General features: G+C 61.5%; 13 protein-coding genes and 2 pseudogenes. 6 read left to right on the top strand and 9 right to left on the bottom strand.

Going from position 1 to position 16,338, the window contains the following annotated elements; all coding sequences use genetic code 11:
• Positions 1-54 precede the first annotated feature (54 nt).
• From traA to Thiosp_RS10660, 6 genes are all read right to left on the bottom strand, one after another.
• On the bottom strand, positions 55-405 hold the full coding sequence (traA, locus tag Thiosp_RS10685) for a TraA family conjugative transfer protein (protein WP_201066715.1): 351 nt from the start codon (positions 403-405) through the stop codon (positions 55-57).
• Between the two features lie 23 nt (positions 406-428).
• On the bottom strand, positions 429-887 hold the full coding sequence (locus Thiosp_RS10680) for a TraV family lipoprotein (protein WP_201066717.1): 459 nt from the start codon (positions 885-887) through the stop codon (positions 429-431).
• Positions 884-1,093: a conjugal transfer protein TraV gene (locus tag Thiosp_RS10675; protein ID WP_201066719.1), complete on the bottom strand. Its 210-nt coding sequence runs from the start codon at positions 1,091-1,093 to the stop codon at positions 884-886. The genes Thiosp_RS10680 and Thiosp_RS10675 overlap by 4 nt, the downstream gene beginning before the upstream one ends.
• Positions 1,090-1,812 (bottom strand): thioredoxin domain-containing protein, encoded by a 723-nt coding sequence (locus Thiosp_RS10670; RefSeq protein ID WP_201066721.1) that lies wholly within the window; start codon positions 1,810-1,812, stop codon positions 1,090-1,092. The genes Thiosp_RS10675 and Thiosp_RS10670 overlap by 4 nt, the downstream gene beginning before the upstream one ends.
• Positions 1,813-2,226: 414 nt before the next feature.
• Positions 2,227-2,409, bottom strand: coding sequence for an integrase (locus Thiosp_RS10665; RefSeq protein ID WP_201066723.1), 183 nt, complete (start codon positions 2,407-2,409; stop codon positions 2,227-2,229).
• A gap of 416 nt (positions 2,410-2,825) precedes the next feature.
• Complete coding sequence (locus tag Thiosp_RS10660) at positions 2,826-4,358, bottom strand: HD domain-containing phosphohydrolase (RefSeq protein WP_201066724.1); 1,533 nt, start codon at positions 4,356-4,358, stop codon at positions 2,826-2,828.
• A gap of 141 nt (positions 4,359-4,499) precedes the next feature.
• Between Thiosp_RS10660 and Thiosp_RS10655 the strand changes: the two genes are divergently transcribed.
• A complete protein-coding gene (locus Thiosp_RS10655) occupies positions 4,500-5,000 on the top strand; it encodes an IS66 family transposase (protein WP_323697043.1) in 501 nt (166 codons plus the stop codon).
• Between the two features lie 58 nt (positions 5,001-5,058).
• On the opposite strand, the gene Thiosp_RS10650 is transcribed toward Thiosp_RS10655, so the two are convergent.
• From Thiosp_RS10650 to Thiosp_RS10640, 3 genes are read right to left on the bottom strand one after another with little or no spacing between them, the layout of a single operon-like run.
• Entirely contained in the window at positions 5,059-6,729 is a 1,671-nt protein-coding gene (locus tag Thiosp_RS10650; RefSeq protein WP_201066725.1) for a diguanylate cyclase, read from the bottom strand.
• Entirely contained in the window at positions 6,722-7,108 is a 387-nt protein-coding gene (locus Thiosp_RS10645; RefSeq protein ID WP_201066727.1) for a response regulator, read from the bottom strand. The genes Thiosp_RS10650 and Thiosp_RS10645 overlap by 8 nt, the downstream gene beginning before the upstream one ends.
• Complete coding sequence (locus Thiosp_RS10640; protein ID WP_201066728.1) at positions 7,105-10,995, bottom strand: PAS domain S-box protein; 3,891 nt, start codon at positions 10,993-10,995, stop codon at positions 7,105-7,107. Before Thiosp_RS10640 ends, Thiosp_RS10645 begins: the two co-directional genes overlap by 4 nt.
• 360 nt (positions 10,996-11,355) lie before the next feature.
• Between Thiosp_RS10640 and Thiosp_RS10635 the strand changes: the two genes are divergently transcribed.
• The 5 genes and pseudogenes from Thiosp_RS10635 to Thiosp_RS10615 form a co-directional block, all read left to right on the top strand.
• Positions 11,356-11,934, top strand: a complete 579-nt coding sequence (locus tag Thiosp_RS10635) for a Uma2 family endonuclease (protein ID WP_201066729.1) — start codon at positions 11,356-11,358, stop codon at positions 11,932-11,934.
• Positions 11,931-12,104, top strand: coding sequence for a hypothetical protein (locus Thiosp_RS24695; protein ID WP_201066730.1), 174 nt, complete (start codon positions 11,931-11,933; stop codon positions 12,102-12,104). The genes Thiosp_RS10635 and Thiosp_RS24695 overlap by 4 nt, the downstream gene beginning before the upstream one ends.
• Before the next feature lie 215 nt (positions 12,105-12,319).
• Positions 12,320-13,573 (top strand): annotated as a pseudogene (locus Thiosp_RS10625) (heavy metal translocating P-type ATPase); the annotation flags it as partial.
• Between the two features lie 21 nt (positions 13,574-13,594).
• Complete coding sequence (locus Thiosp_RS10620; protein ID WP_242518361.1) at positions 13,595-14,947, top strand: efflux RND transporter periplasmic adaptor subunit; 1,353 nt, start codon at positions 13,595-13,597, stop codon at positions 14,945-14,947.
• Positions 14,948-16,315, top strand: a pseudogene (locus Thiosp_RS10615) (efflux RND transporter permease subunit); the annotation flags it as partial. It abuts the gene before it with no gap.
• Positions 16,316-16,338: the final 23 nt, after the last annotated feature.

Genomic DNA, 16,338 nt, shown 5'->3' with positions numbered 1-16,338 from the left:
CCAGGCTCGGCACGCCTTGGTCCTAACAAGGGCCGGTCAGTCAGCAAGCGTTGCTCAGACGATGGGCAGGGTGGCGGAAACAACCGCATCGACGATGTCGGGGGCCATGAACAGGCCAAGACCGGCCGAAATGCCGATGGCGAAGGACATGATCGACTGGCGCGCGACACCGGCGATCAGCCCGACGATGATGAAGGCCACCGCGATGATCCGGCCGAGCAGACCGGTCATCCAGCCGATCAGCATGTCGTAGGTGGCCTGGAACTCGGTGCCGCCGGAGCCGGCCAGCGCGGTGTCGGGAAACAAGAGCACCAGCAGCGGCGTACCGATCAGGGCGGCGTGCAGCAGTGGGCTTGAAGACAGGGGGTTGGTTGGGGACTGCGTTTGGTTAGAGACAGTGGTCATGGGTAACTCCTTCTTGGGTTGGGTTAGGGTTTGCGCTCGGATTCGGAAGTCGAAACCTGGCGCGGTTGGATTTGCAGGGGTGTGAGGACGGTGGTTGCTGGCGTGTCGGTGTCCGAGGCCAGACTCCAGCGACGGGGAACAACCTCGCTGAAGACGTGACTTGCGCCATGGAGATTGCCGGCGCTGTCTTCCCAGGGGGCGATCCAGATGCGCATCACTTGGGCAGGCTTGCGGGTGGGGTTGGATTCGGCGACGGGGGTTGGCGGGCGCTGTTTGGCGGACGCTGGCATCTGCGCTGACTTGCTCGGCGATGGGTTACCGCTGGGAGTGACCGCAGGTCTCTCGCGCACAACGCCCTCCCCTGCCACGATTACCGAGGTGGCTTCTTCAGAGGGGCGCGGCAATGCCGTGATGCAGCCTGAGAGCGCTGTGCTGATCAGGACGGCGAGAAGGGAATGATGGAGTTGACGAACGCGGATCATCGGGCTTTCTCCTGTTGCAGTCGGCGCTCGGCTGGGGGTGGGCCATTGCCATCGGTCAGGGTGTAGATCTCGGCGGTGGACAGGCACAACGGGCGGCTGGGAAGACCATCGCAGGCGTAGCGCTTGGCACCGAGACCACCCGCGCAGCCGGAAAGGCACAGGGGCATGAGGACCAGCGCGGAGAGAACGCCGGAGCGCCTTCTCATGGCTGCGCTCCTTCCAGCCAGACGGTCAAGTTCTTGGGGAGTCCGCGATGGATGCGCCCGTCCGGGGCAATCAAGGTCGGGACGGAATCGATCCCCAGCAGCCGCGCGGTGATCAGTGCTCTGACCAGGGGTTGGGTGTCGCAGTCGGGCGTCGCTGCGGGCAGGTCGGACCAGGAGTGATCCAGCAACGCGGATCGGGCGGCGTGGGTTGATGGCGCGCAGAGCAGACGACGCGCGGCCTGGGCCGATTCAGCGCCGCCGAGTGGGAGTGGAATGACGTGCGCCGGGGTCCCGGTTTGCGCGAGACGCTCGAGCAGTTCCTGGCAGGCCGAGCACAGTGGATCGATGAAGACCCAGGTGGGTTGCGTGTCGGTACCCAGGGAGCCGAGGTTGATGGCGCCCAGGTCCGCTGGGTCAAGCCCGAGTCGATTGAGATCGACCCGGCTGGCGAGTACCTGCGCCTGGCGGACCGATGTCAGTTGTTCGCCATGCCACAGATCCCAGGCATCGCCGGTGAAGGCATAGCGACCGTTGCCGCTGAGAAAGGCGACCCGGTCTTGCAGTTGCAGCATCTGCACACCGCTGCCGGGCAGCTGGATCGAGGCCTCCAGCGGGGCTGAGAGATCGGCGAGATCAGGCGGAAGAGGAAGAGTTGCATTCGCCGCCGGTCCGCTCAGGGCCAGCAGGCAAGGGAGACTGGAACGAAGTACTTGGCGCATCGGAAACCTGCATCAGTCGGGTTGCTGTGGGAACATAGCTTGCCCGGATGCAGGCGTCTGAAGCGACAGTGAAATCTCGGTGAAATCGGGGTGATTCTGGGTTGCTCATGGAGGAAGCGGATGTTCCCTGGCAAATGGCGTCCCCGACGGCGCCGTTCTTTAACACAGCCAGCAAAGGAGGTCGGCTTGGACTACGCGTCTTACTTGAGGTTTTCGCGCCGCCGATGCTCAGAAAAATCCGCACTGACACCGCAGGATTCCGCCGCAGCATTTGCTACCGAATTCATTGTTGCGCGAGCAGCGAGGCCCGCCGGATGGCAGCAGTCGGCCACTATGTGGAGCTACAAACTATGTGAAGTTCGGATGCTGATTGCTGGGCTGACCTGCGTTGGAGCCAGCCCATTTTTCACATAGTTACAGGTTCTCCAGGAACTGGCGTAGCGCGTCAGTTGGCTGGAAACGGGAAGGAACTACGGCGGTTGGCTCTTGCAGGCGCGCGAGCGCTTGTTCCTTCATGGCCATATTCGCCTCAACATACTGATGCGTCGTGGTCAGTGTTTCATACTCGAGGTAGAGTGCAATGTCCTTGAAGTGCACGCCTGACTGAAGTTGAAGTTACTCACAACACTTCAGAAAATCGACAGACTATGTGAAGTTCTCGTGTCGCACGCCGCGCCTCAAAGCCAGCAACCGCGCAATGGCTGGGTAAAAAATTTCACCGAACTTCACATAGTTTGTAGCTACACATACTGGCCGCTATGTGAAGCTTCAAATAGCGGCCAACAGCGGACGGTCGCGCCCTCCACCCATTGCGTCCGCAGTGGGACAGGAAGCAGACCCTCGTCGGCAGGGAGCCGACTTACAGCTCTCGGCTATCACCAGACGTTGAGTGACCACTCAGTCGGCGTCAAGATTCGGCGATGAAGAGCCATACCCGCGGCGACCATTGAAGCCTGCGGATGGTCAGCAACCGATCCGCACACTGCCGAATTGGCAACGATCCGGCGACACGTCTAATCGACAATCTCATATCCCTGCTCGCGGAATAGTCGCAAGCAGACGTCCACTACATCGGCGTCAAAAGCCACACCGCGTAGCGAGGAAACTTCAGACAGAGCTGCCTCGATCCCTAATGCCGCGCGGTAAGGGCGATGAGACGCCATCGCCTCGACAGCGTCGGCCACTCCGAGAATTTTCGCCTCCAGTAGCATGTCATCGCCCTTTAGCCCACGGGGATAGCCGGAGCCATCAATGCGCTCGTGGTGTTGCAAGATCATCTCGGCAATGGGCCATGGAAAAACGACGTCTTTGAGAATATTGAAGCCGATTTGCGGATGCTCTTTAACCAACCCAAACTCCATGGCGCTCAAGTGTCTCGGCTTGGCAAGGATCTCTGCTGGAATGCCAATCTTTCCTAGATCGTGGATCGTCGCGGCTAAGTGAAGGGCGTGGACACGATCAGCAGGCAGCCCCAAGTCGGTCGCGATTCGAGCGCTTAGGTGTGCCACACGCCGTTGATGGCCCGCGGTATAGAGATCCTTCTCGGCAATCGTGCCGGCCACGACCTGAATCGTTTGTTCCAAACTGGAGCGCAGGGATTCTTGAAACTGCGTCCGTGCAATCGCCATCCGAAGGGTGCCGACCCCAAAGACAAGGTCATCGGACATCCCCTGCAACAGTTTCCGTTCCGGCGCTGACCACAGATCACTGGTTGCGCCGTAGAGTGCCAGACAGGCCATCGTTGCATCGGGGAGTCGAAACGGTACTGCGATGATCGAACGATAGCCCCGTCGCAAGGCTTCGGTTCGCCAAGGTGCCATCACAGGATCGGTCGAAATATCTTCGACGACCTGGGCCTCCCCGGTGCGAATGCAACGGCCGACGGGACCATTGCCACGCTCGGTATCGGCCCATGAGATGTCTGCAAGCTGCAAATAGCCTGCTTCGCTGCCGGAAAATGCCAAGGGTATGATGCGCTGATCTGGACCTTGATCCGCAAGGCCTACCCAGGCCATGCGATAGCCTCCTGTTTCGACAGCGATCCGGCAATACTCGTCATACAACTCATTTTCCGTCTTGGCGTTGAGCAACGCAATGTTGCTTTCACTCAACATTTGAAGCTCTCTGGCCGTCGCTCTCAACATCATTTCCGCAATATGGCGCTTGGTGTTGTCGCGGATGTTGCACTGAATGACGTCGATGCCGTCGCACTCGCACAGATTACTGACAAATTCAACTGAAATCCGCCTGCCGTCCTTTGTCTCCAGCGGCAGATCGTCGTATCGGATGTAATGCTTCATCTGAAGTTCGAGAAAAGAATCTTTGCTCAAGCTCGTGTCTTTGAAGGCCCCGATTTCCCACAGTTTCTTACCCAGAAATTCATCATGAGAATAGTCCAGCAGGTCCATCAGGAACGGGTTGACGTCTTCGATCTCCGCTGTATTAGCGTTCAGAAGCAGAATTCCGTCCTGCGCAGCCTCAAATAGGCGGCGGTAGCGGGCTTCCGAAAACCTCAGCTCTTTTTGAAGGTCAGACTGAGCCATCATCGTCTCTCTCCGATGGGAGTATGTGACTTTTCAGTCTACACCGACGAGCAGTTGTCAGAACAACGTTTTCGGAAAAAGACAAAGAAGAAGAGGTGGTTAAGCAATAGTCACTACCAAAAAGTGACAGGTCAAAACATATCAGTGCATAAGCTCATCGCACTCAATGACCAGCACCGCCAGGATCAAGAGCGGGTGCATCGGGAGATCTGGAATTTGTATGCCGACCTCAAGGCCTATCAGCGCAATCCCGATCCCGCATTGGCGCCGGCGCTTGAGGCGCGCTTTGAGACCATTTTCACCCAGCACACCTCCTTTGCCACCCTCAATCAGACGCTCAAGCGCCTGCATCGGCACAAGCAGAAACTGCTGCTGGTGCTCCAACGCCCGGAGATTGTGCTATATACCAACGGTTCCGAAGGCGACATCCGCGGCTATGTGAAGTGGCGCAAGATTAGCGGCGGTACTCGCAGCGACCTGGGTAGACGCTGTCGTGAAGGATTTGCCAGTTTGAAAAAGACCTGTCGCAAGCTCGGCATCTCCTTCTGGGGCTACCTCGGCGATCGCATCGAAGGGCATCACAACATCCCGCCATTGCCTGACATCATTCGCGAGCGCGCCACTGCGGCGGGTGTGGTGCCATGAGAGATTGAGAAGTTACTACAGGTTCAATTAAGCCCTTGAAACCTAGGAGGTTTCGGCATCACATAGATTGGCTGACATGGACTCGATTGCGCCCGGCATGCTTGGCCGCATAGAGGGCCTGATCCGCCGCGATGAGCAATTGTCCATCATCGGCATCAGGGTACTCCAGTGTTGAGGCGATGCCGGCGGACAGGGTGCAGCGAAACTCATGATCGTTGTGCAGAAATGGCAGCACTTCAAAGCGCGCGCGAATATCTTCCAACACGCTTTGCGCCACTTGGAGATTGCAATCGGGAAGAATCACCACGAACTCTTCCCCACCATAGCGCCCGATGCCATCGGACTTGCGTAAACGCTGCTTGAGCAGGTGGGCTAGGGCCATGATCACGCGATCGCCGACGGCGTGCCCATAGCTGTCGTTGACCTGTTTGAAATGGTCGATGTCCAGCATGGCCACCGCCAGCGGATGGTCGGTGCGTTGGGCACGGGCAAGCTCCCGAACAATGCCCTCTTTGATGTGCGCGTGCTTGAGCAACCCAGTCAGGCTGTCCTTGGTCATCAGATTGGCCAACTGGCGGAAACGCGCGGCGCGTACTCTGACCGCCGCCACCAGTTCGGCGTCCGAAATCGGCTTGGTGAGAAAATCGTCCGCGCCGCTGCGCAGGGCCTGGATCTGCTTTTTGCGGTCTTGCTCGGCGGACAGATAAACGATGGGCAGGCCAAGCAAGTCATCGTGGTGGCGAATCACGGTGGCCAACTCGGGACCCGAGTAGTCGGGCATGTGCATGTCCATCAGGACCAGTTCCGGGTGGAAGGTCGCAACCGCCTCGATGACCTGCTCTGGCTCGCTTAAGACCTCCACATCCATGCCATCCGCACTCAGCACCAGACGAAGATGCTCGGCCAGATCCAGGTCGTCATCCACGACCAAAATCCGATAGGGAGCCGCGTGGCGTTCTTCCAGAATGCGTCCGATCCGATCCACAAGACGCGGGATATCGAGCGGCTTTAACATAAAGCCATCGGCTCCGAGCCGCGCGGCGCGCATGCGCGACGGAAAGTCGCCACTGGCAGACACGAAAATAACAGGGCAGTTTAACGCCTGAAAGCTTGGGCTGGCCATGAGCGCTTCGACCGCGCCCAGATCCTCCTCGGTGAAACGCGGGTCCATCACCAAACAATCCGGGCATTCATCCTGGACGGCGGCGGCGACCGCATCGAACCGGGTATAGAGGCGCGGCTGGTAGCCAAACTGCCCAAGCAGATGGACGATATGCTCACCCAGCGGAATCTCATCTTCGACCAGCCAGACGGCGACCTTGCCGCCGTTGCCGGATACCGTCGTCTTGGCGCTCGGCGCCTGCGCCACCGCCTGAGTCGGCGCCGCCTCGCGTTGCGTGAGACGGTTCGCCAGCGCGGCAACCTCTTTGGCGAATCGTCGTCGCTGGGCGAGATCGAGCGTTACAGCGTCTTGGCTCAGCCATCCGTTCGCCTCGACCTCGAGATCGCGCGCCGCCTTGCTTAGCGTCTTGAAGCCGAACGAGCCTCCTGAGCCCGCGATGCGGTGCAGACGCGGGTGCAACCTCTCAAGGAACGGGCGCACATCCACCTCGCTCTCGAGACGAGCGGCCAACTGGGTTAATTCGGCCAGCTCGCCGCGCACCCGTTGCGCATAGTCCTCGCCAATCCTGGCGAGTTCAGCGGCCAGGTTGATCTGGACATCAGTCATACGATTCATCCCAGAGGGCGCGCACCTGATTGGCCAGTTGCATGGGCTCGAAAGGTTTGGGAATGACGTCCAGCGCGCCAAGGGACTTGAACTGCGCGACCTCTTGGGGCTGCACCTTGGCGGTCATGAAGACCACAGGCGTCTGCGCCAGTGCCGGGCGCTGGCGCAGGGCCGCGAGCGTGGACGGACCATCCATCCCGGGCATCATGACGTCGAGCAGGATCATGTCGGGGTCGAAGTCTTCCGCCGCAGCCAGTGCCTCCTCCCCAGAGGAACAAATCTTGACGGTGAAACCACCCACCGCTTCCAGGGCGATCTTGGCCACGGTTTGAATGTCGGGCTCGTCCTCGACGCAGAGAACGCGTTGTAATTCGCTCATGAGGATGCTTCCTGATGTCTTCGAATGCGACCGCCAAGCGCGTTGAGCAGCGTTGTTGGCGTGATCTGGGATTTCAGCAGAACCGCCTCGACCTGCTCCGCCTCGTTTCGCGATACCTCCATACTCGACAGGATCAGGATCTGTGGCCGGGATGATTGGCGACGAATCAGCGGCAGCAACTCCCAGCCCGAGCCATCGGGCAGGTTCAGATCCAGAATCGCCAGATCGTACTCCATCCCGGCCAACAGGGCGCGTGCCTCGGCCAGGGTCGCCGCATGGTCGAACTGGTAGCGATGGCCGACCATGATTTTGACCACTTGGTGCAAATCCAGGTCGTCTTCAATATGGAGAATGCGCGGATGACCCACCCGGTCATCAGGCAATGCCTGTGCCAGGACGGATACCAGACGCTGGTCGTCGAGCGGCTTGGGGAGCCACTCGACGAAGGACAAATCCCCGTCAATGGCCAGCTTGCCCTCGGCCACGCTGGCGGAAATCACGATGATCGGCAGTTCCGCCGTGCGGGGATTTTGACGCACCTGTCGGATGACTTCCAGACCATGGATGCCGGGCAGTTGCAAGTCCAGCGTCATGGCGGCTAGGTCCGCTTCGCCCAGGATGCGCAAGGCCTCCTCGCCACTGGTCGCGATCTGGCTTTGGTAGCCGGCCCGGGTCAGCATCAGGCTCAGCAACTGGGCAACGTCGGGATCGTCTTCCACCACCAGAACCGGCGGTCCATCGGTGGGATGGTCCGGGTCCGGCGACGGTTGCGCCCCCGCTAAGCCGTGCGCCATGACTGGCAGGTCGGCCCAGAAGGTGGCCCCCTCGCCGACAACCGACTCGAAACCGACCGCGCCGCCCATGCGCTCCATCAGCTCCTTGGTGATGGCCAACCCCAGCCCGGTGCCACCCCGCTGTCGGGTGTCGGAGGCGTCGGCCTGAGAGAACTTCTGGAAAATCCGGGAACGGAATTCCCGCGGAATGCCGGGTCCCCGATCCCGCACCCAGATCCTGGCGCAGGTGTCGCGCAGCCGCACGCCGATCTCGACGGTGCTGCCGTCGGGCGAGAACTTGGCGGCATTGGAGAGAAAATTGGCCAGGACCTGCTGCAAGCGCTGGCTGTCGACCCGCACCGCGATCTCCTCGGCAATCCGCTCGGTCAGCTCAAGGCGCACCCCACGTGCCTCGCCATAGGTCAGGTTGGCGCTCACCGCCTGCTCCACCAGGGGCATCAGGGCGGTCTCTTGCAGGTCGAACTGCATCTTGCCGGCCGCGATCTTCTCCATGTCGAGCAGGTCGTTGATCATGTAGCTCAAGCGTTGGCTGTTCTTGTGCGCGATCTCAAGCAGCGGGCGCATGGTCTCCGGCAGCTCGCCCATGGCACCCCCGAGCAGCAGACCCAGGGAGCCGGAAATCGAGGTCAGGGGCGTGCGCAGTTCATGGCTGACCGTCGAAACGAATTCACTCTTCATCCGTTCCACCCGCTTACGCTCGGTGATGTCGCGTACCATGCCGATGAACATCGGCTGGTCCTGGCAACTGACCTCGGAGACCGCGAGCTCAATCGGGAAGATGGTCCCGTCGCGACGCCGACCTTCCATCTCCCTGCTGAGACCAACGGCCCGGGCTACTCCGGTGGCCAGGAAATTGCGTATGTAGCTGTCGTGGGCGCGCCCCTGGGACTCGGGCATCAACATTCCAACATGCTCTCCAATCACGTCCTCGGGGGGATAATCGAAGATTCTCAGCGCCGCCGGATTGGCCGAGGCGATCATTCCCTCGCGATCAATGGTGATGATGCCATCGACGATGTTATCGACAATGGCCTGGGTCTGCTGGGCCTGGTCGCGAATCGCCATCTCGACGCGCTTGCGCTCGGAGATGTCCTGGATGATGGACCAGATGCGGGTGCCACCGGGATCCTCGATCGTCACCCCGTTCAGCAGCACCGGGTAGCGGCTGCCGTCCTTGCGGATGTACTCCTTCTCGTAGGGACCGTAGCGGCCGGTGGACTTCAGGCTCTCGAGCTGGACCTGCTCCTGGTCCGCGTAATCCATCGGGGTGAGATCCCAGTAGCTCAGCGCGAGGAATTCCTCCCGACTGTAATCCGTCGGCGTGATCAGGGCGTCATTGACCTCAATGAAATCGCCGCTCGCCATGTCATTCAGGGCAATCCCCAAGGGCGACAGCTCAAACAGGCTGCGCAGGCGCAAGTTACTCAGCTGCAGGGCATCCTCGGCCCGTTTCTGCGCTGTGATGTCGGACTCGATGGCCATGAAGCCGTAGACCTGGCCGTCGGCGTCCGTCAAGGGATTGCAATCGATGTTGATCCAGTAGGGCTCGCCAGCGCGGCTGTAGTTGAGGATGTTCTCTGTGAAGGGCTGCTGGGCAACGACTGCCGCGCGGATGCGTGCGACGGTATCGGGATCGGTTTGAGCGCCCTGGAGCATCTCGCCCGGCTTGCGACCGAGCATCTCATCGAGTGGATAACCTGAAATACGGGTGAATCCCTCGTTTGTCCATTGCACCCGGCCCTCGGTGTCGGTGATGATGACCCCATTGGTGGTCTGACGGGCCACTTGCGAGAGTCGCTCCAACTGCTGCGTGCGCTGCGCGACCTGCGCCTCCAACCCAGACTGGGTCACACGCAATTCAGAAAAGCTGGCGGCTAAGCTCTGCGCCATGGATTGCAGGCGCATCGCCAGGTCGTTGTACTCGCGCAGGGGATTGTTCGGCAGTCGCGGCTCTCTCCCCTGGGCCACCGTCTCGGCCAAGCGTTCGCCGAGGATTCCAAGCTCGCGCAGTGGCCGGCTGAGCCAGTGGCTCAGCACAGCCGCCACCGAAATGCCGATCAGCAACAGCAGCACCAGAAACCCGAACAGCGTCACGCTGCCCGCTTCCAGGGCTGCGACCAGGGGCGCGGCCGGGGCTTCCACCACCACCTGACCCAGTCCCGCCACCGCGACCGGCGTAGCCAGGCGATAACGACCTTGCTTCCAGCGTTTCATCAGCGGAAGCTCGCCGCCGGGCATCCAGACCCGCAGCTCCGTAGGCGGTCGGGCGAGGGGCGCCTCGGCATTGTCCAGGCTATTCATCTGGCCGCGCCTGGCCAGAATCTCGCCGGCGGTATCGGTCACCGCGAGCCCCATGTCTGGCTTTAGCCGCTCCCGCGCCATGGCCTCGTCAAGGTCGAGGCGCCCCTCGCTGGCGTTCCGTTCCAAGCGCAGTGCCAGGTGATCGAGGATACCGGCCAATTCGATCCGGAGCCGTTCCTCCAGCTCGGCGCGCTGCTGATAACTCTCGTAGACGAGCGGCAGGCTGCCGGCCAGCAGGATGGAAACCAGCACCACATGGAAGATCAGGTCGCCCATCCGCAGGCTCCCCGGGAGCTTCCATCTGGGCCACAGCAAGCGCGCACCGATCACCAGCAATCCCGCCAGCAGTGCGTTGAAGACACCGTTCAGCGGCTGTTTGAGCGAGATCTGAAGCACGGCCGACCACGGTAGGCCAATGAATTGACCGTAAAACAAGATCACCAGAGGCGCGCCCAGGACCAGCCAGAAGGCCATGTCGGCCATCACCAGGTTAACCCGCCCGCGCCGGTACAGCAGTCCCACCACCAGCGGTTCGAGCGTCATGACCACGAGCGCGTAGGGATGACCCCAGAGCACCCAGGTGTAGAGTCCTCCGGCGAATCCGACCAGCATAGCGGGCAGCGGTCCGAGCAAGACCACCGCCAGCATCGCGAAGACAGAGCCGAAGATAAGAACCACCCCAAAACCCAAAGGCATCGTCAGGACATTGCCCAAAACGGCCAGCAAGGCCAGGCCCAGGGTGGCCAGGATGGTGATCGAGAGGTTCAGTGTCTTCCGGGGGGAGTGGGGCATATTCGTTTACCGGTCAGTCGTGTGTCTCGGAACCTCTCCGGACCAATTTGGCGCATTACCCGAAACCTTACGTTGCTCATTAAAGTCATCCTTCAGGCTCATTGAGGCGAAGGATGAAGGAGTCGATCTGTGGGGTTGCTTTGAGACAGCGATTGTTGGATATTCACCTGACTTCCAAGTGCGCCGACGGTCAAATCAGGCGCGAAATGAAGGAAATATGCGCTATTTATTGCAGCTTTTTGCTGACATAGCTAGGGGGTCTTGGCAGGTTCTGATGTTGAGGTATGTATCTGATATGTGCGCATGAGCTTGGCTACACTGATTTATCGTCGAATGGGTTTATCGTTGAGAAGTTCCACCATGTCATCAGTTGCCGAACGGACATCCGAGCTGAGTGTTGCAGACTATCTGGCTGGGGAGGCTGAGAACGAGATCCGCCACGAGTACATTGACGGGCAGGTTTATGCCATGACGTGCGCGAGCCGTGCGCATGGATTGATCGTTAATGCGCTGGCCTTTGCTTTGACTCCGGCCGCCCGACGCAAGGGTTGTCAGCTTTTCACCTCGGATATGAAGGTGCAGTTGGAAATCAGCGGTCAGACGCTGTTTTACTACCCGGACTTGCTGCTGTCCTGCGACGGGCAGGATCGCGAAACCTATTTCAGTCGCACCCCCTGTCTGATTGTCGAGGTGCTGTCCAAATCCACCGAGCGCATCAACCGGCGCGAGAAACTGCTGGCTTACCAGACTTTGCCCAGCTTGATGGAATATCTGCTGGTAGGGCAGGATGCCGCTCGGGTGGAGGTGTTTCGTCGGATCAATAACTGGCAAGCGGAAGTCTACAGCAGCGGCGAGATCCGGCTGGATTGTCTGGCGACCTCTCTGGACGTGGCGGATATCTATCTGGATGTGGATACACCTGAAACATCTCTGACATGACAGCCGATGTTGACCATTCGCGCGATCCGGCTCAGACCTCTGCCCCGGCTCCGCTTCCGACTCGCTGGCTGACGTCGGCCTGGCTGCTGTTGCTGGTCGTTTGGCTGACGTTTTTCTGGCAGTTAGGCGGCCCGCCGCTCTATGATCTCGACGAGGGCGCCTTTACCTAGGCGACCCGCGAGATGCTGGCAAGCGGCAATTTCATCACGCCCTACAAGGATGGCGAGCCGCGCTACGACAAACCGGTGCTGATCTACTGGCTTCAAGCGGGGTCGGTGAAGGCGCTGGGCCTGAACGAATTCGCGCTGCGCCTGCCCTCGGCGGTGGCGGCGAGTTTGTGGTTGCTGGCGCTTTGGTTTTTTTGTGCGCCAGCGTCTCGATACCGCGACCGCGCGCCCCGATCCAGCGTCTGGCCGATGTGGTTGCGGGCTGGTTCGTGCCCGCCGTGGTGCTGTCCGCCGTCGCGGCCTTTGTCGTCTGGTTCGTCTGGGGGCCGGAGCCGCGCCTGGCGCATGCCGTGGTCAATGCCGTCGCCGTGCTCATCATTGCCTGTCCCTGCGCCCTTGGGCTCGCAACACCGATGTCAATCATGGTCGGCACCGGCAAGGGCGCGCGCATGGGGGTGCTGGTCAAGAATGCCGAGGCCCTGGAGGTCATGGAGCAGGTCGATACCCTGGTGCTGGACAAGACCGGGACCCTGACCGAAGGACGACCCAAGCTCGTCGCGGTCCATGCGGAGTCCGATCAGGATGAGGACACCCTGCTTCGCCTTGCCGCCAGCCTGGAACGCGCCAGCGAGCATCCGTTGGCCGAGGCCATCGTGCGGGGGGCCGAGGACAAAGGCCTCACCCTCACCGAGACCGAGACCTTCGAGTCCGTCACCGGCAAGGGCGTCACCGGCATCATTGGTGGCCACCGCGTCGCCATTGGCACCAGTCGCTATCTCGCCACGATCGACATCGAGCCCGGCACGCTGGAGGCCCAGGCCGAGTCGCAGCGCGCCGAGGGCCGGACGGTCATGCTCGTCGCCATCGACGATCAGGCCGCCGGACTGATCGCCGTCGCGGACCCGATCAAGGAGACAACGGCGGAGGCGATCCGGGATCTACAGGCCGAGGGCCTGTCGGTGGTCATGCTGACCGGCGACAACGCCACCACGGCCGCAGCCGTGGCACGCACACTCGGCATCGACAGGGTCGAAGCAGAGGTCCTGCCGGAGCGCAAAGCCGACATCGTCAAGCGCCTGCAGGCCGAGGGGCACCGGGTCGCGATGGCCGGAGACGGCATCAATGATGCCCCGGCACTGGCCCAAGCTGATGTTGGCATCGCCATGGGCACCGGGACCGATGTGGCCATGGAAAGCGCCGGTGTCACCCTGGTCAAGGGCGATCTGCGCGGTATCCTGCGCGCCCGGCGGCTGAGCCGTGCGGTCATGCGCAACATCCGTCAGAATCTGTTCTTCGCCTTCGTCTATAACGCCCTCGGCGTGCCTATCGCGGCGGGTGTGCTCTATCCGGTATTCGGCCTGCTGCTCTCGCCGATCATTGCCGCGGCCGCGATGAGCTTCAGCTCTGTCTCGGTGATCACGAACGCGCTTCGGCTGCGTTCCATGACGGACTTGACGATCGTCAAGAATTGAACAGGTGACGAGGATCATTGCATGTCCAAACCTGTGCTTGCATCGAAAGACAGCCAACCGCTGGCTGGTCTTTTTCTGGCTTCGATCTCCCTGCTTGGCTTGTTGGCCCTCGGCTGGGGAGTTAGCTTCGCGGACCCGGCTGCTGGCGCGGAGGCGTCGCCAAGCGAATCTCGGGCCGAGGCGCAAGACGACAGCCTGGTCGAGCATGCGCGCCATAATCAGCATCATCATGCCGATCCGAAATACGTCTGCCCCATGCATCCGCAGATCATCAAGAACGAGCCCGGCACCTGCCCGATCTGCGGCATGGATCTGGTCGAGAAATGGCTCGCCCCCATGACCGGCAAGCATCCGGAGGTCGGTCTGACATCGGCGGTGGTGCAGACGCTCGGCGTGCGCACGGCGGCGGCGGAGCGCGGCACCCTGTGGCGCTATATCCGCACCCTCGGGCGTGTGACCTATGACGAGACGCGCCTTGCGCATGTGCATCCGCGCGCGCCGGGCTGGATCGAGGCGCTCGACCTGCGCGCCGAGGGCGAGCCGGTGAAACAGGGAGAGACGCTGGCGGAGCTCTATGCGCCGCAGATATTGTCCGCCCAGGTCGATTTTCTGCTCTCGCGCGAAGGCGGCGGCCAACGCCGCATCAGCGCGGACAAGGCGCGCAATCTGCTGCGGCTGCTGGCGGTGCCGGACGATGTGATCGCCGCCATCGAGCGCGACGGCGAACCGCGCAACCGGGTGCCCATCCGCGCGCCCATGGACGGCATCGTCACCCACATCGCCGCACGCGAGGGGATGTATGTCACCGAGGCCACCGAGATGTTTCGGGTGGCGGACTTAAGCCGCGTGTGGGTGATGGTCGACGTCTACGAACACCAGATTGACTGGCTCAAGCCGGGCGCCGCAGCAGAGATGCGCGTGCCGGCGCGGCCGGGGCGCGACTGGAAAGGCAAGGTCGATTATCTCTATCCGGAACTGGACCCAAACACCCGCACCCTGCGCGTGCGCTTGGTCTTCGACAACCCAGACCTGAGCCTGAAGCCGAATATGTTCGCGGACGTGGAGATCTTTGGTGGACCCAAGAAGGATGTGCTCAAGATCCCGGCCGAGGCGCTGATCATGACCGGTGAGCGCGAGAGCGTGGTGCTGGCGCTCGGCGACGGGCGCTTCCAGCCGGTCGACGTGGTCACCGGCATGCAGCGCGATGGCGCGGTGGAGATTCTCTCCGGCCTTGAGGCGGGCGATCGCGTCGTGACCTCCGGGCAGTTCCTGATCGACTCAGAATCCAATCTGCAGGCGAGCTTCCAGCGCCTAACTGAGCCCGAGCCCGATGCCGAAGGCGCGGCAGCGGCCCGCGGACATGGAGCCCACTAGATGAAAGCGGTCATCGCCTGGTCGCTCAACAACCGCTTCCTGGTCCTGCTCGCGGCCCTGGCGCTGACGGCCTGGGGCCTCTATGCCCTGGCGCGCACACCGCTAGATGCCATTCCCGATCTGTCCGACGTGCAGGTGATCGTCAAGACCAGCTTTCCCGGTCAAGCGCCGCGGGTGGTCGAGGAACAGGTCACCTACCCCATCACCACCACCATGCTGTCGGTGCCGGGCGCCAAGGCGGTGCGTGGTTATAGCTTTTTTGGCGACAGCTATGTCTATGTGATCTTCGAGGACGGCACCGACCTCTACTGGGCGCGCGCCCGGGTGCTCGAGTATTTGAATCAGGCTGCGGCCGATCTGCCGGACGGCGTGCAGCCGCGTCTCGGCCCGGATGCGACCGGCGTGGGATGGATCTACAGCTATGCGCTGGTGGACCGCAGCGGTCAGCATGATCTGGCCGAGTTGACCAGCCTGCAGAACTGGTTCTTGAAGTTCGAGCTGCAATCCCTGCCCGGCGTGGCCGAGGTGGCGACCGTCGGTGGCATGGTGCGCCAGTATCAAATTGTGGTCGACCCGGAGAAGCTGCGCGGGTTCGGCATCCCGCTGCGGCAGGTCATCACAGCGGTGCAGAACGCCAACCGCGATGTCGGCGGCTCGGTGTTGGAATTGGCCGAGGCCGAATACATGGTGCGCACGCGCGGTTATCTGCGCTCGCTTGAGGATATCGAGTTGATCCCGGTGCGCACCAGTCCTGAAGGCACCCCGGTGCTGCTGCGCGACATCGCGCGGGTGCAGATCGGCCCCGAGATGCGCCGGGTGGTGGCGGACCTCGACGGCGAAGGCGAGATCACCGGCGGCATTATCGTGATGCGCTCGGGCGAGAATGCGCTTGCCACTATAGATGCGGTCAAGAATCGGCTCGAGGCCCTGCGCGCGAGCTTGCCCGATGGGGTCGAGATCGTCGAGACCTACGACCGTTCCGGGCTGATTCTGGATGCGGTGGACAACCTCAAGACCAAGCTGATTGAGGAATTCATCGTCGTCGCTCTGGTGTGCATCGCCTTCCTGTTCCATCTGCGCTCGGCGTTGGTGGTCATCATCAGCCTGCCGCTCGGCATTCTGGCGGCCTTCGTCATCATGCAACACCAGGGCATCAACGCCAACATCATGTCCTTAGGCGGCATCGCCATTGCCATCGGTGCCATGGTGGACGCGGCCATTGTGATGATCGAGAACGCCCATAAGCATCTTGAGCGTTGGCAAGCCGCGCATGGCGAGCGCCCGCGCGGCGAGGACCATTGGAGGGTGATCGGCGAAGCCGCCGCCGAGGTCGGCCCGGCGCTCTTCTTCAGCCTGCTGATTATTACTCACGTTTCGGAGTTCAAAAAAGC

The organism is Thiorhodovibrio litoralis (genome assembly GCF_033954455.1).
In the GTDB taxonomy this organism is placed as follows: Bacteria; Pseudomonadota; Gammaproteobacteria; order Chromatiales; family Chromatiaceae; genus Thiorhodovibrio; species Thiorhodovibrio litoralis.
This window is presented reverse-complemented; position numbering and strand designations above follow the sequence as displayed.